The sequence below is a fragment of the Bradyrhizobium roseum genome, from assembly GCF_030413175.1.
In the GTDB taxonomy this organism is placed as follows: Bacteria; Pseudomonadota; Alphaproteobacteria; order Rhizobiales; family Xanthobacteraceae; genus Bradyrhizobium; species Bradyrhizobium roseum.
In genome coordinates, this window is sequence record NZ_CP129212.1 from 2,771,162 (window position 1) to 2,792,561 (window position 21,400).

The 21,400-nt window shown below is 63.1% G+C and carries 20 protein-coding genes; 9 read left to right on the top strand and 11 right to left on the bottom strand.

Going from position 1 to position 21,400, the window contains the following annotated elements; genetic code table 11:
• Positions 1 to 49 precede the first annotated feature (49 nt).
• The gene (locus QUH67_RS13045; protein WP_300947094.1) at positions 50 to 973 is read right to left on the bottom strand and encodes a quinoprotein relay system zinc metallohydrolase 2; all 924 of its coding nucleotides are present in this window, start codon (positions 971 to 973) and stop codon (positions 50 to 52) included.
• 236 nt (positions 974 to 1,209) lie between these two features.
• Here QUH67_RS13045 and QUH67_RS13050 point away from each other — a divergent pair, with 236 nt between their 5' ends.
• A complete protein-coding gene (locus tag QUH67_RS13050; protein WP_407080427.1) occupies positions 1,210 to 2,094 on the top strand; it encodes a substrate-binding domain-containing protein in 885 nt (294 codons plus the stop codon).
• Positions 2,091 to 2,639, top strand: a complete 549-nt coding sequence (locus tag QUH67_RS13055) for a PQQ-dependent catabolism-associated CXXCW motif protein (protein ID WP_300947096.1) — start codon at positions 2,091 to 2,093, stop codon at positions 2,637 to 2,639. The genes QUH67_RS13050 and QUH67_RS13055 overlap by 4 nt, the downstream gene beginning before the upstream one ends.
• Positions 2,640 to 2,732: 93 nt before the next feature.
• On the opposite strand, the gene QUH67_RS13060 is transcribed toward QUH67_RS13055, so the two are convergent.
• From QUH67_RS13060 to QUH67_RS13090, 7 genes are all read right to left on the bottom strand, one after another.
• Positions 2,733 to 3,344, bottom strand: a complete 612-nt coding sequence (locus tag QUH67_RS13060) for a hypothetical protein (RefSeq protein WP_300947097.1) — start codon at positions 3,342 to 3,344, stop codon at positions 2,733 to 2,735.
• Positions 3,341 to 4,189, bottom strand: coding sequence for an ABC transporter permease (locus QUH67_RS13065; protein WP_300947098.1), 849 nt, complete (start codon positions 4,187 to 4,189; stop codon positions 3,341 to 3,343). Before QUH67_RS13065 ends, QUH67_RS13060 begins: the two co-directional genes overlap by 4 nt.
• Complete coding sequence (locus QUH67_RS13070; protein WP_300947099.1) at positions 4,186 to 5,007, bottom strand: ABC transporter ATP-binding protein; 822 nt, start codon at positions 5,005 to 5,007, stop codon at positions 4,186 to 4,188. Before QUH67_RS13070 ends, QUH67_RS13065 begins: the two co-directional genes overlap by 4 nt.
• A complete protein-coding gene (locus QUH67_RS13075) occupies positions 5,004 to 5,975 on the bottom strand; it encodes a YVTN family beta-propeller repeat protein (RefSeq protein ID WP_300947100.1) in 972 nt (323 codons plus the stop codon). The genes QUH67_RS13070 and QUH67_RS13075 overlap by 4 nt, the downstream gene beginning before the upstream one ends.
• Before the next feature lie 338 nt (positions 5,976 to 6,313).
• Positions 6,314 to 7,495: an ABC transporter substrate-binding protein gene (locus QUH67_RS13080; protein ID WP_300947101.1), complete on the bottom strand. Its 1,182-nt coding sequence runs from the start codon at positions 7,493 to 7,495 to the stop codon at positions 6,314 to 6,316.
• 105 nt (positions 7,496 to 7,600) lie between these two features.
• Entirely contained in the window at positions 7,601 to 8,446 is an 846-nt protein-coding gene (fghA, locus tag QUH67_RS13085) for an S-formylglutathione hydrolase (RefSeq protein WP_300947102.1), read from the bottom strand.
• 31 nt (positions 8,447 to 8,477) lie between these two features.
• Positions 8,478 to 9,098, bottom strand: coding sequence for a response regulator transcription factor (locus QUH67_RS13090; RefSeq protein WP_300947103.1), 621 nt, complete (start codon positions 9,096 to 9,098; stop codon positions 8,478 to 8,480).
• Positions 9,099 to 9,326: 228 nt separating this feature from the next.
• Here QUH67_RS13090 and QUH67_RS13095 point away from each other — a divergent pair, with 228 nt between their 5' ends.
• On the top strand, positions 9,327 to 10,694 hold the full coding sequence (locus tag QUH67_RS13095) for a histidine kinase (RefSeq protein ID WP_300947104.1): 1,368 nt from the start codon (positions 9,327 to 9,329) through the stop codon (positions 10,692 to 10,694).
• 126 nt (positions 10,695 to 10,820) lie between these two features.
• On the top strand, positions 10,821 to 13,247 hold the full coding sequence (locus QUH67_RS13100) for a TonB-dependent receptor (protein WP_300947105.1): 2,427 nt from the start codon (positions 10,821 to 10,823) through the stop codon (positions 13,245 to 13,247).
• A 33-nt stretch (positions 13,248 to 13,280) separates the two neighbouring features.
• Here the strand turns inward: QUH67_RS13100 and QUH67_RS13105 are convergent, their stop codons facing one another.
• The gene (locus tag QUH67_RS13105) at positions 13,281 to 14,249 is read right to left on the bottom strand and encodes a helix-turn-helix domain-containing protein (protein ID WP_300947106.1); all 969 of its coding nucleotides are present in this window, start codon (positions 14,247 to 14,249) and stop codon (positions 13,281 to 13,283) included.
• A 413-nt stretch (positions 14,250 to 14,662) separates the two neighbouring features.
• On the opposite strand from QUH67_RS13105, the gene xoxF5 reads away from it, so the two are divergent.
• The 4 genes from xoxF5 to gfa all read left to right on the top strand — a co-directional run bounded on the left by xoxF5 (position 14,663) and on the right by gfa (position 18,823).
• On the top strand, positions 14,663 to 16,468 hold the full coding sequence (gene xoxF5 / locus QUH67_RS13110) for a lanthanide-dependent methanol dehydrogenase XoxF5 (RefSeq protein WP_300947107.1): 1,806 nt from the start codon (positions 14,663 to 14,665) through the stop codon (positions 16,466 to 16,468).
• A gap of 111 nt (positions 16,469 to 16,579) precedes the next feature.
• Complete coding sequence (locus tag QUH67_RS13115; RefSeq protein ID WP_300948031.1) at positions 16,580 to 17,056, top strand: c-type cytochrome, methanol metabolism-related; 477 nt, start codon at positions 16,580 to 16,582, stop codon at positions 17,054 to 17,056.
• Between the two features lie 59 nt (positions 17,057 to 17,115).
• Positions 17,116 to 18,222, top strand: coding sequence for an S-(hydroxymethyl)glutathione dehydrogenase/class III alcohol dehydrogenase (locus QUH67_RS13120; protein WP_300947108.1), 1,107 nt, complete (start codon positions 17,116 to 17,118; stop codon positions 18,220 to 18,222).
• Positions 18,223 to 18,256: 34 nt separating this feature from the next.
• Positions 18,257 to 18,823, top strand: coding sequence for an S-(hydroxymethyl)glutathione synthase (gene gfa / locus QUH67_RS13125; RefSeq protein WP_300947109.1), 567 nt, complete (start codon positions 18,257 to 18,259; stop codon positions 18,821 to 18,823).
• Positions 18,824 to 19,081: 258 nt separating this feature from the next.
• Here the strand turns inward: gfa and QUH67_RS13130 are convergent, their stop codons facing one another.
• Both QUH67_RS13130 and QUH67_RS13135 read right to left on the bottom strand, forming a co-directional pair.
• Positions 19,082 to 19,861, bottom strand: coding sequence for an SDR family oxidoreductase (locus tag QUH67_RS13130; protein WP_300947110.1), 780 nt, complete (start codon positions 19,859 to 19,861; stop codon positions 19,082 to 19,084).
• Complete coding sequence (locus QUH67_RS13135) at positions 19,858 to 20,187, bottom strand: nuclear transport factor 2 family protein (protein WP_300947111.1); 330 nt, start codon at positions 20,185 to 20,187, stop codon at positions 19,858 to 19,860. Before QUH67_RS13135 ends, QUH67_RS13130 begins: the two co-directional genes overlap by 4 nt.
• A 142-nt stretch (positions 20,188 to 20,329) precedes the next feature.
• On the opposite strand from QUH67_RS13135, the gene QUH67_RS13140 reads away from it, so the two are divergent.
• On the top strand, positions 20,330 to 21,232 hold the full coding sequence (locus tag QUH67_RS13140) for a LysR family transcriptional regulator (RefSeq protein WP_300947112.1): 903 nt from the start codon (positions 20,330 to 20,332) through the stop codon (positions 21,230 to 21,232).
• Positions 21,233 to 21,400 lie beyond the last annotated feature (168 nt).

A 21,400-nucleotide genomic window follows, 5' to 3' on the forward strand; every position in this document is an offset into this window, starting at 1 on the left:
CACCCTCGTAAGGATGGAACGACGCAGCCATCATACGACAATGTGTGCGCTATTCCCATTCAATTTCCGAAAATGCTGCAGTTGCGTTGCGGGTGTTGAAGTCGTCGAACAATTCCCACCGGGATCGCTCGGAGCCTGCCGCGGAGCCTGCCGCCGCGATCGGCTTGCCGCTTTTGACAAGTCCGCGCACGTCCGAGACCAGCGTCTGCAAATACCGTCGCTCTTCGGCCAGCGCCGCCGGCCATTCGCTTACGGGACCGTGACCGGGAACCACGCGTTGCGCGGGCAGGGCGGCAAGTTCGTCGAGCACGCTCAGCCAGCCGCGGATGCTGCCGTCCAGTACGGGGGTGTGGGTCAAAAACACCAGATCGCCGGCAAACAGCGTGTTGGTCGTTTCATCCATTACCGTGAGGTCGTTGTCGCTATGCGCCGCGGGCCACGCCCGCAACGTCAGTGGCCGTCGGCCCAGATCGAGACGGAGCGTGCCGTCGACGAGGAGCGTCGGCGGCACGATGCGTATCTCGTCGATCAGTTCGTTGCCCATGGTCCGGCGAAAGGCATCGAGATAGAATTGTCCGCGCGAGGCCAGCGCACGCGGCAGGTTGGTATGGCCGACAAATATCGTTCCATCCTGCACGAAGGCGGCATTGCCGAAGACGTGATCGGGATGGCCGTGCGTGTTGATGACGTAGCGGATCGGCTTGCCGGTACGGGCGCGAATGGCGGCCAGCAATTGCCGTGCTTCGCGCAGGCTGCCGCCGGTATCGATCACGGCGACCGCGTCGTCGCCGACGATGAAGCCGACATTGGCGATTGCGCCGTCGTTCTCGCGTGTCATCTGCGCGGTCTGTCCGGTGTGCACGAATACACCATCCGCAACGGCGTTGACCGGCAATTCCCGCTGCTGCGCGCCCGCGTCTGTCACCGTAACGAACGTTGCGAATGCAACTGCGATCAATACGACATGCGCCATCTTTCGGCCGCGGTCGAACCACGAAGCACTATCGGAAGTTCCTCGATTCATCGCGGCCCGGTTTGCGTCGCAACACGGACGGTGTGTCCGTAATCGGGATTATTCCTGTTGCAGGCTGCAAATGACAAGCCTAGCATTTTGTTCGTCTTCGGCTTCAACGGAACTTCGTTCGTCGAGGTTGCCGATATTTCTTCGAGGCCGGCAACCATGGTGGACCGACAGTGCTGCAGCATTTGATGACAGGCGCCGCGCCAAAGCGCCGGCTGGCAATCGCGCTACTGGCGGTCTTCGCCATGTTCGTTGGAGGCGACGCTGCGCGCGCGCAGATCAACGAAACCGGCGATCTGTCGATCGAACTCGTCGATCCCAAGGTGCTGCGCGTCTGCGCCGACCCGCACAATCTGCCGTTCTCAAACGAGAAGGGCGAGGGTTTTGAGAACAAGCTCGCCGAGCTGTTCGCCGCCAAGCTGAACAAGAAGCTCGACTACATGTATTTTCCGCAGGCGACTGGTTTCGTCCGGATGACGCTCGGCGCCCATCGCTGCGACGTCATCATGGGCTTTCCGCAAGGCGACGATCTCGTGCAGGGCACCAATCCCTATTACCGCACCGCCTACGCGCTGGTCGCCAAGCCGGGCAGCGGCCTCGAAGACGTCGCGGCGCTGGAAGACGGGCGCCTCAAGGGCAAGCATATCGGCATCGTCGCCGGCACGCCGCCCGCCACCAACATGGCCGTCAACGGGCTGATGATGAACGCCAAACCATATCCGTTGATGGTCGATACCCGCCTCGACTCGTCGGCGGAGGCGATGATCGCCGACCTGGTGTCGGGTAAGATCGATGCGGCCATTCTGTGGGGGCCGATGGCGGGCTTCCATGCCAAGAAGGCGAACCCGCCGCTTCATGTCACGCCGCTGGTGAAGGAAAAGACCGGCCCGCGGCTGGCGTTCCGCATCGGCATGGGCGTGCGCGGCGCCGACCAGAACTGGAAGCGGCTGCTCAACCGCATGATCCAGGAGAACCAGCCCGCCATCAACAAGATCCTGATCGACTTCGGCGTGCCACTGCTCGACGAGAACGATCGCCCGATCGGCGCCGAGACGGCCACGAAGGTGCAATGAAGCGCGCGCCCGCAGGCCTGATCCTGGCGGCGCTCACATTCATTGTCTCGACGTCGGCGCAGGAACGGCCGCCCGAGCCCGACGGCTACCGCATGGAAGACTACCGTACGCCGGTGCCCGCAACGCTTGCCGGCGCGCGCGTGCTTGGTACCGCTGAGGCCGAAACGATATGGCGAAGCAAGGCGGGCGTGTTCATCGACGTGATGCCGCGCGCGCCGAAACCGGCAAACCTGCCGCAGGGCACGGTGTGGCGCGACAAGCCGCGACTCAACATTCCCGGCAGCGTCTGGCTTCCGGATACCGGCTACGGCAGGCTCGCGGCGGTGACGGAAGACTATTTGCAGCGCGGCCTCGGGCGGGCGACGGCGGGGAACGTGTCGACGATGGTCGTGGTGTACTGCCAGGCTGATTGCTGGATGTCCTGGAACGCGGCCAAACGAATCCAGACCTACGGCTACGTCAACGTTGCGTGGTACCCGGAGGGCACGGATGGGTGGGAACGGGCCGGGTTGGAGCTGACGGAGGCGCAGCCGGAGCCGCGGTGACAGCGCTGGACTCAAAACATCGAAAACAACCCCATGCACAGTAGGAAGGGGAGCGGATTTTCATTATCCAAAAGTGATCTTAAGTATATATAATCACTCAAGTTCCTGCTGGATGATGCGGCCGAGCGCGAACAGCCGCTGATCGATCGCGGTCGGCACCTCGCAGACGAACTTGATGACGCGCTGGCGGTCCTCGAAGATGCGGGTCTGCCAGAGCAGCTGATTGCCGAGTTCGTCGACCTTGGCCGGGTCGCGGGAGGTCTCGCCCTGCAGCGCCTGCAGGGCGATCGTATCGGCGCGGATCTTGTCGGCGGCCTCGCGCTGCTTGCGGGTGATGCGCTCCAGCCCATTCATCACCTGAGAGCGCTGGCCATTGAGCGTGTCGAACAGGCCGCTAAACAGCAGCTTGCCGTTTCCGGTCTTGTCGGCGGCGCCCTTCAAATAATCGGTGATCGCCTTCTGCGCCTCCTCCAGCGGGGTCCGCCTGGCCGCCAGCTTTGCGACCAGCGCGCCGATGGTCGCGTCTTCCTTCCACTTGCCGGCGACGTCGTCGAGCGGCGGCCCGGCCCATACCGCGGCAAGCGATATCTCCGGAACCTTGGCCTGCACGCACGGCCAGTCCGGATAGCGCGGGTCGGCGGCCTGGGCGGACCCGAACGTCGCCGTCACGGCAAGGCAGAGCGCGATTATCGTCCGGTATCTCATGCCTCGCCTCCGGCGGGTCCGCGGCGGATCAGGCCGCGCGAGGGATCGTAAGCCGTGATGGCGCCGACCATGAAGGCGATCGTGCAGCCGCCGACGACCGCGAGCGAGATCCAGTTCACCTGCCCATACAGCGCGAAGCGGATCAGTTCCACGGCATGCGTGAACGGATTGAACAGGCAGACATAATAGAGCAGCGGGCTGCTCTCCAGGATGCGCCACAGCGGGTAGAGCGCGGAGGAAGCAAAGAACATCGGGAAGATGACAAAGTTCATCACGCCGGCAAAATTCTCGAGCTGCTTGATGCCGGATGAGATCAGCATGCCCAGCGCGCCGAGCATCAGGCCCGACAGGATCAACGCCGGCAGCACCGTGAGATAGCCGGTTGGCGGCGGCGCGATATCCCAGAACCAGGCGATCAGCAGGAAGGCGTAGACCTGAAGCAGCGAGACCGCGGTTCCGGCCATCAGCTTGCACGACAGCAGAAACCATCGCGGCAGCGGGCTCACCAGCAGCGTGCGCATGTTGCCCATCTCGCGGTCGTAGACCATGGAGAGCGAGGACTGCATGCCGTTGAAGAGCTGAATCATCGCCATCAGGCCCGGCGCGATATAGACCTCGTACAGGATGTAGGTTTCGTAGGGCGGGATGATGGAGAGGCCAAGCACCTGGCGGAAGCCGGCGGCAAAGATGAAAAGCCACACCAGCGGCCGCACCAATGCCGAGATGAAGCGCTCGCGCTGATGCAGGAATCGCAGCGCCTCGCGCCAGACAATGCCGTTCAGGCAGGTGAGATATTCTGCGAACGAAAAGCCGCTGCGGACCGGCGTTGTGACCGTTGTGCTCATGATGCGGCACTCCCGCCCGGTGCGGAGGCGCCGGTCAGCCGCATGAACGCCGTATTGATGTCGCTGCCGCCGGCTTCCGTGATGACATTCGCGACCTTGCCCCGGGAAAGAACCCGGCCCTGATGCAGGACAACCAGATCATCGTTCGGCCCAATCTCGTCGAACAGATGCGTTGCCCACAACACGCTGATGCCCTGTTCGGTGACGAGCTGGCGGACGTGGCTGAGGATACCGGCGCGGGCCTTGACGTCGAGGCCGACGGTGGCCTCGTCGAGCAGCAGCAGGCGCGGCCGGTGCAGCAGCGCGCGGGCGATCTCCAGCCGGCGCATCTGGCCGCCGGAAAGATCCCGCACCTTGCTGGTGGTGCGGTCGGCCAAACCGAGGCGCGTCAGCACCTCGCGGCTGCGCTCGCGCGCATCTCGCCTGGCGATGCCGTGCAGGGCGGCGTGATAGAGCAGGTTCTGCGTCACCGAGAGGTCGAGGTCGAGCGTGCGTGGCTGGAACACCACGCCGAGCAACCGCAACGCCTCGCCCGGCGCGCGCGCAATGTCATGGCCGAAGATGCCGATATGGCCGTCCTGGATCCCGAACAGCCGGGTGATCAGCGAAAAGAGCGTGCTCTTGCCGGCGCCGTTCAGGCCGAGCAGAGCGGTGAAACTTGCCGGTGCGACGGTGAAACCGACATCGATCAGCGCCTGCCGCGGGCCATAGGAATGGCTGACGCCGTCGATCGACAGCGCCGGCAGCTCCGCGGCCTCGGGCCGGGAAGCGACACCTTGAGCGTTCCGATCCGGAGAGAGGGCGTCAGTGGCGGTCATGGTGCTGCAATCGTGATACCCCAGGGCAATTCGCCGACCTGGATCGTCTTGATGACTTTTTGCGCGGCGACGTCGATCACCGAGACGTCGTTCGACACGCCGTTGGTGACCATCAGATGCTTTTCGTCCGGCGTGAAAGCCATGTGCCAGACCCGCTGACCCACCAGCAGATATTTGGTGACTTTGCGGGTGGCGACGTCGACGACCGCGACGCGGTTGGCGGGGCCGAGTGCAACGAAGGCGGTCTTGCCGTCCCTGGTCATGCCGATGCCGACCGGCTGGATGGCTTCGCTGCGCAGGCCCGAAATGTTGAACGTGATCTTGTCGACCACTTCGCGCTTGGCCGGGTCGATGACCGACACCGTGCCGCCGATCTCCGACGACACCCACACCTCGGAATTGTCGTGCTTGAACTCGGCGAAGCGCGGGCGCGCGTCGACCAGGACGTTGGCGACGATCTGGCGCGTCGCGGTGTCGATGAAATGCGCCATGTTGGTGGTTTCGGAGGTGTTGATCAGGATCTTGCCGTCCGGGCTGATCGCCATGCCCTCGGGCTCGACGCCGACCTGGATGTCGCCGAGGCGGGCGCGCTTCTCGACGTCGATGATGGTCACCGTGTTGTCGTTCTCGTTGGCGACGTAGAGAATCTTGCCCTCGGCATCGAGCGCGAACAGCTCCGGGTCCGGGCCCGAGGGCAGGGTATCGACCACTTCCTGCTTGGCGACGTCGATCACCTGGATGCTGTCGTCATCGCCGACGGCGACGAACACGAACTTGCCGTCGCGGGTGAACTCGATGCCGCGCGGCCGCTGCCCGACCTTGATGGTCTTGGTGACGGTCCAGGTACTGGTATCGATCACCGTGACGGTGTTGCTCTTTTCGTTGGACACATACGCGATGAAGGCTGCGGCAGGGTTCGCCATCGCGAGCCACGCCGCCATTCCAGAGAGCAGGCAACGACGCCACATGCGTGATTCATCCGATGCCGGCGGACCAGGCTTCGGAGACGGTGCGGCCAGACCGGCCACCAAAGCTGTGGCTGATGCATCCTCCCCTGGAGGGGGAGGATCGGTTCGCATGCAATGCGAACCGAGGTGGGGTGAAGGTCTCTCCACGTCCAACAGAGCATGCGTGGATAGTCTGTCACCCCGCCCCGGCTCACATGGCGCTGCGCTCCATGTGAGCCGACCCGCCCCCTCAAGGGGCGGGTGAAGCGAGCCAGCCGACAAGCCTCGTAAATGCCACAAGCGATTGCCCTGGAAGAGCCTGCCGATAGGCCTTGTGAAGACCATATGCGATTGTTTCTTCATTGCAGCCTGCATTTGGTTTCAGGGCGATCGACGCCAAGCGTGTCGAGTTCCGAAGCCTGGTGCAGGAATCCTTCCTGCGGCGAAACCGAGACCACCATGCGGCCATCGACCAGCAGGATCGGCTGGCGGAGCTGCAGGTTCCAGTCGCGCAGGGTCAGCCGCCGGCCCTTGAAGGCGGCAATGGAAAAATCGGGCCCTTTGACGAAAGTGGATACCGCCTTGGTATCGCCGGACCTGGTGCGCGACGCGGCTTCGCCGATCATGCGCGCTGCCGTCCAGGCCTGCATGTCCAGCGCCGTCATGGGGCGCAGATTCAGTTTCGCAAACCGGTTCTGGATCTGGATCGCGCCCCACTGGTCCTGCGCGGCGTGCCAACTGGTCGGAACCAGGCCGGCCGAGCCGGCGACGGGACGCGGGTCCCAGGTACGGTAGGGCAGATAGGAAGCGAATACTTCGCTTTCGTCCGCCGCGACCAGAACGTCATAGGCCGGCGCCTGCTGGGTGAAGACCGGGATCTGCCGCTGGATCAGGGTGACGCCGCTGTCGGTGCGGCGTGCGCCGCCGGTATCCTCTAAAACGCGTTCCTGCACGATCTTGGCGCCGAAGCGCGTCGCGGCGCGGCGCAGCGCGTCGGCATACAGCCTGTCCTGCGCGTGCGAGCCCAGGACGAACAGCCAGCGCTTCCATTGCTTCCACACCAGATACTGGGCGAGCGCATCCGCCAGCATCGAGCGCGTCGGTGCGACGTGAATGATGTTGGCGCGGCAATCCTGCTCGCGCAGCCGGTCGTCGATGGCGCCGGCATTCAGAAGCAATGTACCGCGATCGCGAAGCGCGTCGGATGCCTTCAGCAAATCGTCCGCCGCAAGATCGGCAATGATGAAGCCGTTGCGCGCGGCGAGCGCCGTTGCGGCCTTCGCGACGTCGTCATTGTCCTTGAGCCGGACTTCTTCCAGCGTGAAGCGCTGGTTGAGGAATTTGCCGGTGGTGTTGTTGTCCTCGACGGCAAGGCGCGCGCCGGCCATTCCGTCGTTCTCGGCCGGCAGCTCAACGAGCGACAATTTCGGCTTGATGCCGGCGCGCGCGAGATAGCCGATGCCGATCTCGGTCGCGTCGGCCGCAAGCACGGAGGTAGCCGCGATGCAGAAACCGATCGCAGCGACCGACCATCGGATCATGGTTCCTCCCTGATCGGTCGTCTCGATCGTGCGCGCGTCGGAGACCGTTGGCTCGAACCATGACCGAATGGTCCTGGCTTGCAACTCAATTCTGTGGGGACGATTTCATCCCCTCAGACGCTCCGCATGCCAGTGCAGATGGCCGGACATGAAGGTGGAGATGAAATAGTAGCTGTGGTCGTAGCCGGTTTGCTTGCGCAAGGTGAGGGGGATGCCGGCCTTCCCGCACGCCCCTTGCAGCAGTTCCGGGCGGAGCTGTTCGGTCAGGAAGGGATCGGCGTCGCCATAATCGACCAACAGACCCGGCACTTTGGCGCCGTCCTCGATCAACGCCACCGCATCGTGCCGGCGCCATGCCTGCCGGTCGCTGCCGAGATAACCGCCGAGCGCCTTGATGCCCCATGGTACCTGGGAGGGGGCGACGATCGGCGCGAACGCGCTTGCCGCGCGGTAGCGGCCGGGATGGCGGAGCGCGATGGTCAGCGCGCCGTGGCCGCCCATGGAATGGCCGAGAATGGATTGCCGATCGGGATCGACTGGAAAATTTTCGGCGATCAGTTTTGGCAGCTCTTCGGTGACATAGCTCCACATGCGATAATGGCGCGCGAACGGCGGCTGCGTCGCATCGACATAGAAACCGGCGCCCAGCCCGAAATCATAGGCATTGGCGGGATCGCCGGGCACGCCTTCGCCACGCGGGCTGGTATCGGGAGCGACGAAGACCAGTCCAAGCTCGGAACAGGCGCTACGAAACTCGCCCTTTTCCGTCACGTTGGCGTGGGTACAGGTCAGGCCCGAAAGATACCAGGCCACCGGCAGTTTTGCGCCGGCGGCATGCGGCGGGACATAGACAGAGAATGTCATGTCGGTGCCGGTTTCCTGACTCGCGTGACGGTAGACGCCCTGCGTTCCCCCGTAGGCCTTGTTGAGCGAAACGGTTTGCATGGTCATGAGGTTGCTTGTCCCGCGCCGCGCAGCACGATCACGCCACGCCGCTCTCGATGGCGAACCGCACCAGTTCGGCCGAGGTGCGTACACCGAGCTTGTGGCGCATGATTGACGAGGTGTTGGCGACGGTCTTGTAGGAGGAGTGGATCAGCCACGCGATCTCCGAGAGGCTCTTGCCCGCGCTGAGCAGGCGCAGGATCTCCATTTCCCGCGCGGTCAGCCGGGAAAGCGGATTTCGCGCGAAGTCGGGTTTTGCGAACGCAAGGCTGCGCGCCATCGCCGGCGGCAGATAGACCCCGCCCTTGGCGACTTCGTGGACCGCCTCGACCAGATCCTGCGGATCGCCGGCCTTGGAAACGTAGCCCTTGGCGCCGACCTCGATGGCGCGCGCGGCAAAGACCGGATCGTCGTTCATGCTGAACATGATGATGCGGGCAGACGCGTCACGCGCGAGCAGACGCCGTGCCAGCTCGAAGCCGGAGACCGTTGGAAGGTTGATATCGAGGACGCAGATATCAGGCAGGTTCTCGCAGAACACGCGCTCGCCGCTCTCGGCGTCGGAGGCTTCCAGGATATGGATCTCGGGATCGTCCATGAACAAGGCACGGCATCCCGAGGCCACGATGCGATGATCGTCAACGATCAGAACGCGCATTAGCCTTGGTCCCAACACCCGCGTTACTCCCGTTGCTGCACCGCATCACAGAGAACACCAGCATCATTCGCAGGCGAACCTGCCGTCGATGCTCATGCAACCCAAGCGATGTTGCGATACGTTGCGATTAGACAGACGCATGTTTTGTCTGTCAACGCTCCCCGCGGTCGGGAACTGAAGGCGACTTCACTCTCAGACAAACGCGACTTCGCTCTCGGACAAAAAGCCATGTGGCAAAAGTTTTCCTTGCGTACCCGGATCAACTTGCTGCTCGCACTCGTGCTTGCGCTCGGCCTCGCCGCCAATATTGCGCGGCTGGTGCTCGAAGCCGGGCCGCGCGTCCAGGCCGAAGATCGAAGCGTGGTTCGGTTGGCGCGTGAATTCATCGATACGATCGTCGCGGGACTGAACGAGGCGCCGGACGCCGAAGCGCGGCTGAACCGGATGGTCGATGACCTCAACCGGCTTCGCCACATCAGCATCACGCGGCAGGGGGATGGGGCCGGGATGTCGGGGGCGGTGCCCGACACCGGCGATAGTGCCGGTGCACGCTCGCCGCCGGCATGGTTCGTCGCGTTCGTTCATCCCGAGAAGACGACAGTGAGCGTGCCGATCCTGATCAAGGGAAAGCCTGGTTCGCTCTTGATCACCTCGCATCCGAACGACGAGGTGGCCGAAATCTGGGACGGCATCATCACCCAGTTGCAGATCGGAACGGTGATCGCGATCGCTCTGTTCCTCATTACGACGAGGGTCGTCAGCCGGGCGCTGGCGCCGATCCGGACGCTTTCGGACGCCATGACGAAAATCGAGGCGGGCGGCTATGACACGCGCGTGAAGCCGGATGGTCCGCCCGAACTCGTTGCGATCTGCGACAAGTTGAATCACCTCGCGGCGACGCTAGGCGACGCGGTTGACGACAAGCGGCGCCTGGCCGAGCGCGTGGTTTCGCTGCAGGACGTCGAACGCAAGGAAATTGCGCGCGAGCTGCATGACGAGTTCGGGCCCTATCTCTTTGCCTTGCGTGCGCATGCCGGTGCGCTGACGCGGATCGCAGACGCGAACGACCCGGCCGCGGACGTCGTGCGAAAGCACGGCGGCGCCATACTGGAGCAGGTCAACGCCTTGCAGCAGTCCAACCGGCGGGTTCTCGAAAAGCTGCGGCCGGCGGGGCTGTCGGAGCTCGGTCTTCGCGAAGCGCTCGGCGCGCTGCTGCGGTTATGGGGAGAGTCGCATCCCGACGTCGCCATCGAGACAGCGATCTCGCCGTCGCTGGGCGACACGGGGGAGACGGCCGATCTAACCATCTACCGCACCATCCAGGAAGCGCTGACCAATGTGTTTCGTCACGCCGGCGCCACCCGTATCAACGTCACCGTTGAACCCGTCGGCCTGACGTCAGGGTTGACGGGGCGAGGCGGCGCACGGGTGCGGGTGCGCGACAATGGCAGCGGATTGCGGCCGGACCATAAGCTGGGATTTGGACTGACAGGAATGCGGGAGCGTATTCTGGCGCTGGGCGGCTCGCTGACGATTGCGTCGGGAGATCATGGCGTAACTGTGGAGGCGGTGGTTCCGAGCGACGCGCGCTATTGAGCCGGGAATTTTTCCCGTCGTGCCCGGGACGTTTTGAATGGTGCGCAATCCGACTGACATCCTAAGATCATCCGCAACCAACCGGCGGGGAGGCAACGTGACCGGTGGGAATGGGGATGAAACAGTATGGGCGTACGATTCCTGTTTGTGGGGACAATCCCGCTATGTCTCGTTACCGCCGTCGACGGTGCGCACGCTCAATCCGCGTCCCGTGACAGCGAGGTTTTGCCGGCCATCGAAGTCGTTGCGCCGACCACAACAGTCGCCAGACCAGCCCGGAACAGGGCCGCGCCGCAGGCGCCCCGCAACGTGCGCCGGGTTCTGGTCTACCCGACGGCGCCGACGCCGACGGTGCGCTCCGGAATGGATGTCGACAAGGTGCCGGCGGCGATCAATGCCGTCGGAGCGGGGCAGATCGCGCGCACGGGATCGCTGAACATCGGCGACGCGTTGCAGCAACAGGTTCCCGGTATCATCCTCAGCGATACGACCGGCAATCCCTTCATGCCGGACATCCAGTTTCGTGGCTTCACGGCATCGCCGGTCGCCGGCACCCCGCAGGGGTTGGCGGTGTACCAGAACGGGATGCGCATCAACGAGGCGTTCGGCGACACCGTCAACTGGGACCTGATCCCGACGGCCGCGATCCGGTCGGTGACCGTCGTGACCAATAATCCCGCGTTCGGCCTCAACGCGCTCGGCGGCGCGGTCAACGTCCTGATGAAGGACGGCTTCAGTTATCAGGGCGCCGAAACAAACGTCATGGGCGGATCGTTCGGTCGCATCCAGGGCTCGGCACAGGCCGGGAAGCAGGTCGGCAATTACTCGGTCTATGGCGCGCTCGAAGGCGTGCGCGACAACGGCTACCGCAATTTTGGCGAATCGGCGGTCCGGCGCTTTTACGGCGACGTCGGCTACCGCACCGACAGCAGCGAGTTCCACCTCAATGTCGGCCTCGCCAAGAACAATTTTGGTGCGTCGGCGGCGGTGCCGATTGAACTGCTGAATAAATACTGGGGCGCGACCTACACGACGCCGCAGACCACCGACAACCGCGTCGCCTACGCCAACCTGACCGGAAAGGTGGAGGTGACCCCGACCTGGACGCTCGACGGCTCGGTGCGGGTGCGCAGGTTTCAGCAGAAGACGGTGGACGGCAACCCGACCGAGACGGAGCCGTGTGCGGCTCCCAACGACGCGTTTCTCTGCTTCAACGATGACACCAACTTTGCAAATGGGGTCAACGGCGTTCCGATCGTAAATCCGTTCCCCGCCGATGCCGTGCTGGGGCAGATCGACCGCACCACCACGCGTTCGACGACGACAGGGGCGACATTGCAGGCGACCAATACCGACCAACTGTTCGGTCACAACAACCAGTTCATGATCGGCACCAGCTTCGATTCCGGCGTCACGCGTTTCGGGGCCAGCGCCGAACTGGGCACGATCGGTTCAGACTATGTCGTTAACGGCAGCGGCATATTTCTTGGGCCATCAGGCGCGCCGATTTCGATCGGTCCGGTCTCGTTGCGCGCCACCAACCGCTACACCGGTCTCTACGCGATCGACACGTTCGACGTCACCGACCGGTTCTCGGTCTCGGGCGGCGGGCGGTTCAACTACGCTAGTATCAATCTGCAGGACCAGATCGGCACTGATCTCAATGGCAGCCATACGTTCAGCCGCTTCAATCCGATGGTTGGCGGCACCTACAAGGTCACGCCCGAAGTGACCGCCTATGCCGGCTATTCCGAGGCCAACCGCGCGCCGACGCCGCTGGAACTCGCCTGCGCCGACCCCGCGCGCCCCTGCATCGTCGCGGCCTTCCTGATTGCCGATCCGCCGCTGAAGCAGGTGGTGTCGCGCACGATCGAGGCGGGCTTCCGCGGCAGCAAGGAGCTGAACATCGGCACGCTCGGCTGGAAGATCGGCGGGTTCCGCGCCACCAACGCCGACGACATCCTGGCGATCCCAAGTCCGGAGGTGCAGGGCTTTGGCTACTTCCAGAACGTCGGGCGGACGCGGCGGCAAGGCATCGAGGCGCAAGTCAACCTGACATCGAAGGCGCTGCAGCTCTATGCCAGCTATACCCTGGTCGACGCGCGCTTCCTCGATTCCCTGTCACTCAACTCCCGCAGCCCGTTCGCCGTCGATGACATTATTCAGGTCGTGCCGGGCAACCGGATTCCTTCCGTCCCCCGCAACCGGGTCAAGCTCGGCGTCGATTACGCCGTCACCGACGCCTTCAAGGTCGGCGGCGATGCCCTGTTCGTCGCCAGCCAGTACTTTGCCGGCGATGAATCCAACCAGGCGGCGCGGCTGCCGGGCTATTCGGTGTTCAACCTTCACGCCTCGTATCAGATCAACAAGACGTTTCAGCTCTACGGCCGTGTCGATAATGTCTTCGACAAACGCTATGCGACCTTCGGAACGTTTTTCGAGAGAGACGATGTACCGAACTTCAGCAATGGCGGCGCGGAGTTTAGCGACCCTCGCACCGTCACTCCGGCGCGGCCGCGTGCCTTCTATGCGGGTCTGAAGGCGACTTGGTAAAGCGTGATGGCTCAACCCATCCTACGACGGCGTTCACGACGCGTCGGGCAGGGGATCATTCGCGTGCGCCTTGTGGATGGCGGAGGGGACGAAGCCGAAATGTTTCCGGAACACGCGGCTGAAATGCGACGAGCTGGAAAAGCCCCAGGAAAACGCGACGTCGGTGATGGTCTTGCCGTGCTGCGTTTCCAGTTCCTGCCGGCAATGCATCAGCCGCGCCCGCCAGATGTAATCGCTGACGGTTATGCCGCGGTCGCTGAACAGCATGTGCAGGTAGCGCTTGGTGCAGCCCAGGGCGGCCGAGATCCGGTCGATGCAAAGCTCGGGATCGCGCAGATGTTCGCGGATGAAGGCCTGCGCGCGGATATACATCGCTTCGGGGCCGACGCGGTCGAACATGGTATCGGCCTCGCGCAGCGGCAACAGCAGCAAATCGATCAGCGAATCGGCGACGCCGATGGCGTTGTGGGGCGACAGCCTGTTGGCTTCGTCGAACGCGGTGTGCACGAAATCATAGGCGATGCGGCCGGTGCCGTTGCGCGCGGAGAGCTTGCACGGCAACATTTTGGCCGTACGGAAGCCACGTTCGTGCAACAATTCCTTCGGCACGATCACGACCTCATGCCGGGTCAGCGAGGGGCTGACGATGGTGTGCGGGCAGGAGACGTCGTAGGCGAGGCAGTCGCCGGGCATGATGTCGATGCGACGGCCGCCCTGTTCGAAATGCGAGATGCCGTAGGTCTGGAACAGGATCTTGACGTAGGGATGTTCGCTGAGCTTCGTGCCGGAGACCGTGTGTGCGATGCGATGCTGGCTTGCCTCGATCTGGCACAGCTTCAGCTGCGAAACGGTTGTGTAGTTGATCCGCGCCTCCAGCGAGGACGCTTCCAGCGGGTCGATATCGAACTGGCCGCAGAGATCGGTCAGCGCGTCTGACCAAGTCTGGATCTGTTTTTTCGGCGTCAACCCGGAAGTGCTGAGCGAGCGGACTGTATCGGACATGGTCCAACCACCGAATTCGAGAACAGGCCGCGACCTCGGCAAAAGCCTCGGTCACAGGACGCAACATTCATTCAACCTAAGGCAGTCCCAAGGAAATCCCGAAGGAAGTCGCGCAGATTCTTCCTCATATCCCGTTGGCAATCGTCCAACTTAGTTTTGTCCGCGTCAAGGGGAACCTCAGCCGCGGCGTTGCGCCGATGCATGTGGGAACACTCCCCCGAATGATGCTGCGCAACATAAAAAAGCCGACGCAGACGATTCAAATTAAAGTTCGCTCTGTTTCGCTTTTGAGCAAACGCGGTTCGCTCTTGGGCAAGTTTCCCGATTCCGAACGGGATAGGAGTAGGGACCAAGAATGGAAAAATGGGCCGTCTCGGCGGAACCCCAACGCTCTTCATCTGGGAGGAACCACTATGCGCAAGCTGCTATCCGCTGCCTGTGTCGGCGCCATGGCGACATTCGCCACAGGCCTAGCGTACGCCAACGACGATCTGCACAAGATGGCGCAGAACCCGAAAGACTGGGTGATGCCGGCCGGCGACTACGCCAACACGCGCTATTCGAAGCTGAACCAGATCACCGCCGCCAATGTCGGCAAGCTTCAGGTCGCCTGGACCTTCTCGACCGGCGTGCTGCGCGGCCACGAAGGCGGGCCGCTGATCGTCGGCAACATGATGTACGTCCACACGCCGTTCCCCAACAAGGTCTACGCGCTCGACCTTTCGAAGGAAAACAAGATCGTCTGGAAGTACGAGCCGAAGCAGGATCCGAACGTCATTCCCGTGATGTGCTGCGACACCGTCAATCGCGGCGTCGCCTATGGCGACGGCAAGATCTTCCTGCACCAGGCCGACACCACGCTGGTCGCGCTCGATGCCAAGACCGGGCAGGTGGCCTGGAGCGTCAAGAACGGCGACCCCGGCAAGGGCGCCACCGGCACCTCGTCGCCGCTCGTCGTCAAGGACAAGGTCCTGATCGGTATCTCCGGCGGCGAGTTCGGCGTGCAATGCCACGTCACCGCCTACGACCTCAAGACGGGCAAGCAGGCCTGGCGTGCGTTCTCGGAAGGGCCGGACGACCAGATCATGGTCGATCCCGTCAGCACCACCGAACTCGGCAAGCCGGTCGGCAAGGATTCCAGCCTCAAGACCTGGCAGGGCGATCAGTGGAAGATCGGCGGCGGCTGCACATGGGGCTGGCTGTCCTACGACCCCGGTCTGAACCTCGTGTATTACGGTTCGGGCAATCCCTCGACCTGGAATCCGAAGCAGCGCCCGGGCGACAACAAGTGGTCGATGACCGTGTTCGCGCGCAATCCGGATACCGGAATGGCCAAGTGGGTCTATCAGATGACGCCCCACGACGAATGGGACTATGACGGCGTCAACGAAATGATCCTCAGCGACCAGCAGGTCAACGGCCAGGAGCGCAAGCTGCTGACCCATTTCGACCGCAACGGTCTGGCCTATACGATGGACCGCGCCACCGGCGAACTGCTGGTCGCCGAGAAGTACGATCCGAAGGTCAACTGGACCAGCGGCGTCGACATGAACAAGAACTCGCCGACCTACGGTCGTCCCAAAGTGGTCGATGCGTACTCGACCGAGAAGGGCGGCGAGGACAAGAACACCAAGGGCATCTGCCCGGCAGCCCTGGGCACCAAGGACCAGCAGCCGGCAGCCTACTCGCCCGACACGCAGTTGTTCTACGTGCCGACCAACCACGTCTGCATGGACTACGAGCCCTTCAAGGTGAGCTACACCGCAGGTCAGCCCTATGTCGGCGCGACGCTGTCGATGTATCCGCCTCCGGGTGAGAGCCACATGGGCAACTTCATCGCCTGGGACAACAAGACCGGCAAGATCGTCTGGTCGCTCCCCGAGCAGTTCTCGGTGTGGTCCGGCGCGCTCGCGACCGCCGGCGGCGTGGTGTTCTACGGAACGCTGGAAGGCTACCTGAAGGCGGTCGACGCCAAGACGGGCAAGGAACTGTACAAGTTCAAGACCCCGTCCGGCATCATCGGCAACGTCACGACCTACGAGAACGGCGGCAGGCAGTATGTGGCCGTGCTGTCCGGCGTCGGCGGCTGGGCAGGTATCGGCCTTGCCGCGGGTCTGACCGATCCGACCGCGGGTCTCGGTGCGGTCGGCGGCTATGCCGCGCTGAGCAACTACACCGCGCTCGGCGGCACGCTCACGGTGTTCGCGCTGCCGCAGTAACGCAGGACCACCACCTCGTCCGGCGCGTGGCTCGCTCCACGCGCCGGCTGGTCGGAATCGAATACCGAGGATGAGCTCTTGCGTAAAATCTGGTTGATTGCTGCCACGTTCATGCTGGTGGCGTCGGGATCGGTTGCCCACAGCGCGGACGATCCCACCGCCGTCAAGTCCGAGGACGGCAAATATCTCGACAAGGAAGGCAACCCGACCTTCAAGGTCGCCGCCGACGGGACGGTCGATTGGTACACCTACTCCGGCTACCGCCGCTATCACTCGGAATGCCATGTCTGCCATGGCCCTGACGGAATGGGATCGACCTACGCGCCGGCGCTGCAGGATTCACTGAAGACGATGAGCTATCCCGATTTCATGGGGGTCGTCGCCAGCGGCCGCAAGAACGTCAACACCGCGCAGGAAAGCGTGATGCCGGCGTTCGGAGATAATCCGAATGTCGCCTGTTACATGGACGACCTCTACGTCTACCTGCGCGCCCGCGCCTATGACGCCGTCGGCCGCGTCCGCCCCGCCAAGCGGGAGGACAAGCCGGACGCCTATGCCCAGGCGGAGAAGACCTGCATGGGCAAGTGATCGTGCCGCGCACGAGATGTGTCGATGCAGGGCGTGAAAAGAAAATGTGGAGTTGAGGGATGAAGACCCGTGCGGCTGTCGCATTCGAGGCCAAGAAGCCTCTCGAAATCGTCGAGGTCGATCTCGAAGGCCCGAAGGCCGGCGAGGTTCTGGTCGAGATCAAGGCGACCGGAATCTGCCACACCGATGCCTATACGCTCGACGGTTTCGACAGCGAGGGCATCTTCCCCTCGATCCTCGGTCACGAGGGCGCCGGCATCGTCCGCGAGGTCGGGCCGGGCGTGACGTCGGTGAAGGCCGGCGATCACGTGATCCCGCTTTACACGCCGGAATGCCGGCAGTGCAAAAGCTGCCTGAGCCAGAAGACCAATCTGTGCACCGCGATCCGCGCGACTCAAGGCAAGGGCGTGATGCCGGACGGCACCTCGCGCTTCAGCCACAAGGGCAAGCCGATCTTCCACTATATGGGCTGCTCGACGTTCTCGAATTTCACCGTGCTGCCCGAGATCGCGGTGGCGAAGATCCGCGAGGACGCGCCGTTCGACAAGAGCTGCTACATCGGTTGCGGGGTGACGACGGGCGTCGGCGCCGTGGTGAACACCGCCAAGGTGACACCCGGCGCCAACGTCGTCGTGTTCGGCCTCGGTGGCATCGGGCTCAACGTCATCCAGGGCGCCAGGATGGTGGGCGCCGACAAGATCATCGGCGTCGACATCAACGACGGCAAGGAAGACTGGGGCCGCCGCTTCGGCATGACCCATTTCGTCAACCCGACCAAGGTCAGCGACATCGTCCAGCATCTGGTCGGGCTGACCGACGGCGGCGCCGACTACACCTTCGACTGCACCGGCAACACCGGCGTGATGCGGCAGGCGCTGGAAGCCTGCCATCGCGGCTGGGGCGTCTCGGTCATCATCGGCGTCGCGGAATCCGGCAAGGAGATCGCGACCCGGCCGTTCCAGCTCGTCACCGGCCGCGTCTGGAAGGGCACGGCGTTCGGCGGCGCCCGCGGCCGCACCGACGTGCCGAAGATCGTCGACTGGTACATGAACGGAAAGATCGAGATCGACCCGATGATCACCCACGTCCTCAAGCTCGAGGAGATCAACCAGGGATTCGACCTCATGCACCAGGGCAAGTCGATCCGTTCGGTCGTCGTGTTCTGATCTGGAGAACTTCACACACAAGGAGGATAGACCTATGACTGTTCATATCCATCCATCGGTCGATGGCGGCGTGAAGAAGGGGACCGGCAGCTTTGCCGGCGGCACGCTGGTCTGCAAATGCTCGGACCGGCCGGTCAAGGTTGCCATCAAGGGCGACGTCGCCCACAACCACGCCTGCGGCTGCACCAAATGCTGGAAGCCCTCCGGCGCCACCTTCTCCGTCGTCGCGGTGGTGCCGCGCGACAATGTCAAGGTGACCGAGAATGGCGACAAGCTGCAGGTCGTCGACGCCTCGGCCACGATCCAGCGCTATGCCTGCAAGGCCTGCGGCACGCACATGTACGGCCGGATCGAGAACACCGGACACCCCTTCTTCGGCCTCGACTTCATCCATCCCGAATTGTTCCAGGAAGGCGGATGGGCGGCTCCCGGCTTCGCCGCGTTCGTCTCGTCCGTGCTGGAGTCAGGCGTCCAGCCGGCCGAGATGGACGGCATCCGGTCGCGGCTGAAAGAACTCGGGCTCGAACCCTATGATTGCCTGTCGCCGCCCTTGATGGACGCGATCTCGAGCCATGTGGCCAAGGCCAGGAAGGCGGCCTGAAGATTTCCCTCTGGACTACCCACTACGGCCGGCGGGGTCATACCCGCCGGCTTTTTTCCTGCTGCTGCAAAGTAACCGGCCGGGCCGGTGGGCCGGATAAGCGGAGCGATATCGGGGGAGTCTCTCGAGCTGATACGTCCAGGGTATTACGATGGCCCGCTGCCGCCATAAATCGGAGGGCGAGAAGGAACTCGCCTTGGCGAGGTCCTTTTCTCGAAATCGGCACGACGTGAACTGTGATGCGCACACACCCGCTATTCAGGCAGTAGGAATCGTGCCGCCGTCGATCACGTGCTCCGACCCGGTAATGGACTTGGCCCGATCCGAGGCAAGGAAAGCTATCAAGTCGGCGACCTCCTCCGGCGCGGCCGGCCGTCCCAGCGGAATGCCGCCGAGCGACTTCATGATCACCTCCACCGCATCGGCATAGTCAATGCCGGCTTCCTCGGCGATGCGCAGGGCCAGGCCATTGGACCCCGGACTGGCAATCCAGCCGGGAGAAACCCGCACGACCCGTACTCCCTTCGGAGAAATCTCCTTGGAGATGCTTTTGCTGTAGGTGTTGAGGGCTGCTTTGGCCGAAGCGTAGCCGGTCGTCGCCTCCGGGAGCGGAAGGCGGTTCTGAATCGAGGTGACGTGGATGACGACACCACTTCCCTGAGCGATCATGCCAGGAATGAGAGCGCGGTCGAGCCTGACGGCCGGAAAGAAGTTGAGATTGAACTCCTTGTCCCATTCCGTGTCGGTGAGCGCAGCAAAGCCGCCTGAAGGGGCCGAAGAGCCGCCCAGCACGTTAACAAGGATATCGAGACCGCCGAACTCCCGATGCACCGCGTCGACAACGGCTTGCACTCCCGCCTCTGTGGTAAGATCGGCTTCGACGAATGCCGCATCAGAAAAGTCGGCCGGCTTGGTGCGCGCCGTTGTCAGCACACGCGCTCCTAACTCCCGGAAGAGCGCCACGGTTGCGGCGCCGGCACCCAATGTGCCGCCGGTGATCAGGGCTCGACGTCCCTGCAGCGTGAGGAACGCGGTCATACGGTGATCTCCAATTCGGCGATCTTGTCGTCCGCGAGGACAAAGAAGAACCGAAGATCGATCGGGCTTCCCGGGAAATCGCCGACCGCGTGGCCCGTCACTTGGGTCTTCCCGTTTTCGGTCGCGATGAAGAAGGGCTCCACCGTGTAGCTGTATTGCTGGGCGGGGTCAGCCATCCACTTGCGGATGGCTTCCCGGCCCGTGTGGGTTTCGCCCTTATCCTTCACGATGCCGTCTTCGGTGAAAGAAGCAGCAACAGCATCGGGGCCGCCATCCCGGTCGGCGTCAAAATAGGCTTGGATACTGCTCGGTAATTTCAAGGTCATTTTCGTCTCCAGTTATGAAGCCAGCCTTCGCCGACTTTGGGCCTCAACCCCTCAAAGGCTGACAGGGACGATCTAGACGAGAGCAATTGACACGATAACTGGGACAAAGCAGGATGAAGAATTGCGAAAAACAGGATAATTGATGACGCGATCTCTTCTCGCCGACCTGGATGCTGTCCTTAGTATTGCCAGCCTGGGCTCTTTTCGGGCTGCCGCCCTGGAGCTAGGCATGTCCACGACGGCACTGAGCAATGCCATCGCAAAGCTCGAGCAGCGCCTGGGTATTCGTCTGTTCAACCGCACAACGCGAAGCGTATCGCTGACCGATGCGGGAAAGACCTTTGTCGAGCGGGTTGGGCCGGCAATGACCGACATCCACGATGCCATGCTCGCAGCTCAATCGCTTCAGGAGACTCCGACCGGCACATTGCGCATCAATGCATTTGCGTCTGCGGCCCGAGAGGTGATGGCTCCGATTATCCTCTCGTTCCTGCGCCGCTATCCTCAGGTGCATGTCGATCTGGTAACGGAGGGACGGCTCGTCGACATCGTTGCGGCCGGCTTTGACATTGGCCTGAGGCCGGCCGATCTCGTGCCGAGCGATATGATCGCCCTGTCACTCGGCCTGCATCGCAGCAATGCCGTTGTGGCGTCGCCGGAGTTCCTGCGCATTCATGGTAAGCCAATCGTTCCAGCCGACCTCTACCGGTTTCGCTGTATCCGCGCCCGCCTGCCCAATCACGCATTGTTGCGTTGGCGTTTCGAAAAGGCCGGAAGCGCGGTGCAGATCGATGTGCAGGGCCCGATCACCCTCGATGAGCCGAGCCTTGTCAGAATTGCCGCGCAAAACGGGATTGGACTTGGCTATATCATGGAGGCGGATGTGCGCGCCGACCTTGTCGCCGGTCGACTGGTGCGCGTTCTCGAGGATTGGACGCCACCTCTGGCCCCGCTGGCGCTGTACTATCCCGGCAGAAAAAATCCGCCGGCTGCCTTCAAAGCATTTATCCAGGTCGCTCGCGAGTTCGCTGGCAGCACTACATAGCCATGTGCTGATTCAGCAGGCCTGATCAGGGATTGCGCCGGAGAAAGAGATGGCGTAGGCGCCGTTGCGAACATCGATCATCGCATCGTCGGACTGCTCGGTCCCGTCGGTAAGTTGACCGGCAGAAGCAGAAGCTTCTTCTGCGCCTCATCACTGGTCGTTACGGCC

What these genes read in the sequence shown, in the direction of transcription:
- QUH67_RS13135 (WP_300947111.1), bottom strand. Translation starts at nt 20,187, where the DNA reads ATGACCTTGAAATTACCGAGCAGTATCCAAGCCTATTTTGACGCCGAC.
- QUH67_RS13070 (WP_300947099.1), bottom strand. Translation starts at nt 5,007, where the DNA reads ATGACCGCCACTGACGCCCTCTCTCCGGATCGGAACGCTCAAGGTGTC.
- fghA (WP_300947102.1), bottom strand. Translation starts at nt 8,446, where the DNA reads ATGACCATGCAAACCGTTTCGCTCAACAAGGCCTACGGGGGAACGCAG.
- QUH67_RS13140 (WP_300947112.1), top strand. Translation starts at nt 20,330, where the DNA reads ATGACGCGATCTCTTCTCGCCGACCTGGATGCTGTCCTTAGTATTGCC.
- QUH67_RS13060 (WP_300947097.1), bottom strand. Translation starts at nt 3,344, where the DNA reads ATGAGATACCGGACGATAATCGCGCTCTGCCTTGCCGTGACGGCGACG.
- gfa (WP_300947109.1), top strand. Translation starts at nt 18,257, where the DNA reads ATGACTGTTCATATCCATCCATCGGTCGATGGCGGCGTGAAGAAGGGG.
- QUH67_RS13090 (WP_300947103.1), bottom strand. Translation starts at nt 9,098, where the DNA reads ATGCGCGTTCTGATCGTTGACGATCATCGCATCGTGGCCTCGGGATGC.
- QUH67_RS13055 (WP_300947096.1), top strand. Translation starts at nt 2,091, where the DNA reads ATGAAGCGCGCGCCCGCAGGCCTGATCCTGGCGGCGCTCACATTCATT.
- xoxF5 (WP_300947107.1), top strand. Translation starts at nt 14,663, where the DNA reads ATGCGCAAGCTGCTATCCGCTGCCTGTGTCGGCGCCATGGCGACATTC.
- QUH67_RS13115 (WP_300948031.1), top strand. Translation starts at nt 16,580, where the DNA reads ATGCTGGTGGCGTCGGGATCGGTTGCCCACAGCGCGGACGATCCCACC.
- QUH67_RS13130 (WP_300947110.1), bottom strand. Translation starts at nt 19,861, where the DNA reads ATGACCGCGTTCCTCACGCTGCAGGGACGTCGAGCCCTGATCACCGGC.
- QUH67_RS13075 (WP_300947100.1), bottom strand. Translation starts at nt 5,975, where the DNA reads ATGTGGCGTCGTTGCCTGCTCTCTGGAATGGCGGCGTGGCTCGCGATG.
- QUH67_RS13100 (WP_300947105.1), top strand. Translation starts at nt 10,821, where the DNA reads ATGGGCGTACGATTCCTGTTTGTGGGGACAATCCCGCTATGTCTCGTT.
- QUH67_RS13045 (WP_300947094.1), bottom strand. Translation starts at nt 973, where the DNA reads ATGGCGCATGTCGTATTGATCGCAGTTGCATTCGCAACGTTCGTTACG.
- QUH67_RS13105 (WP_300947106.1), bottom strand. Translation starts at nt 14,249, where the DNA reads ATGTCCGATACAGTCCGCTCGCTCAGCACTTCCGGGTTGACGCCGAAA.
- QUH67_RS13095 (WP_300947104.1), top strand. Translation starts at nt 9,327, where the DNA reads ATGTGGCAAAAGTTTTCCTTGCGTACCCGGATCAACTTGCTGCTCGCA.
- QUH67_RS13120 (WP_300947108.1), top strand. Translation starts at nt 17,116, where the DNA reads ATGAAGACCCGTGCGGCTGTCGCATTCGAGGCCAAGAAGCCTCTCGAA.
- QUH67_RS13080 (WP_300947101.1), bottom strand. Translation starts at nt 7,495, where the DNA reads ATGATCCGATGGTCGGTCGCTGCGATCGGTTTCTGCATCGCGGCTACC.
- QUH67_RS13050 (WP_407080427.1), top strand. Translation starts at nt 1,210, where the DNA reads ATGACAGGCGCCGCGCCAAAGCGCCGGCTGGCAATCGCGCTACTGGCG.
- QUH67_RS13065 (WP_300947098.1), bottom strand. Translation starts at nt 4,189, where the DNA reads ATGAGCACAACGGTCACAACGCCGGTCCGCAGCGGCTTTTCGTTCGCA.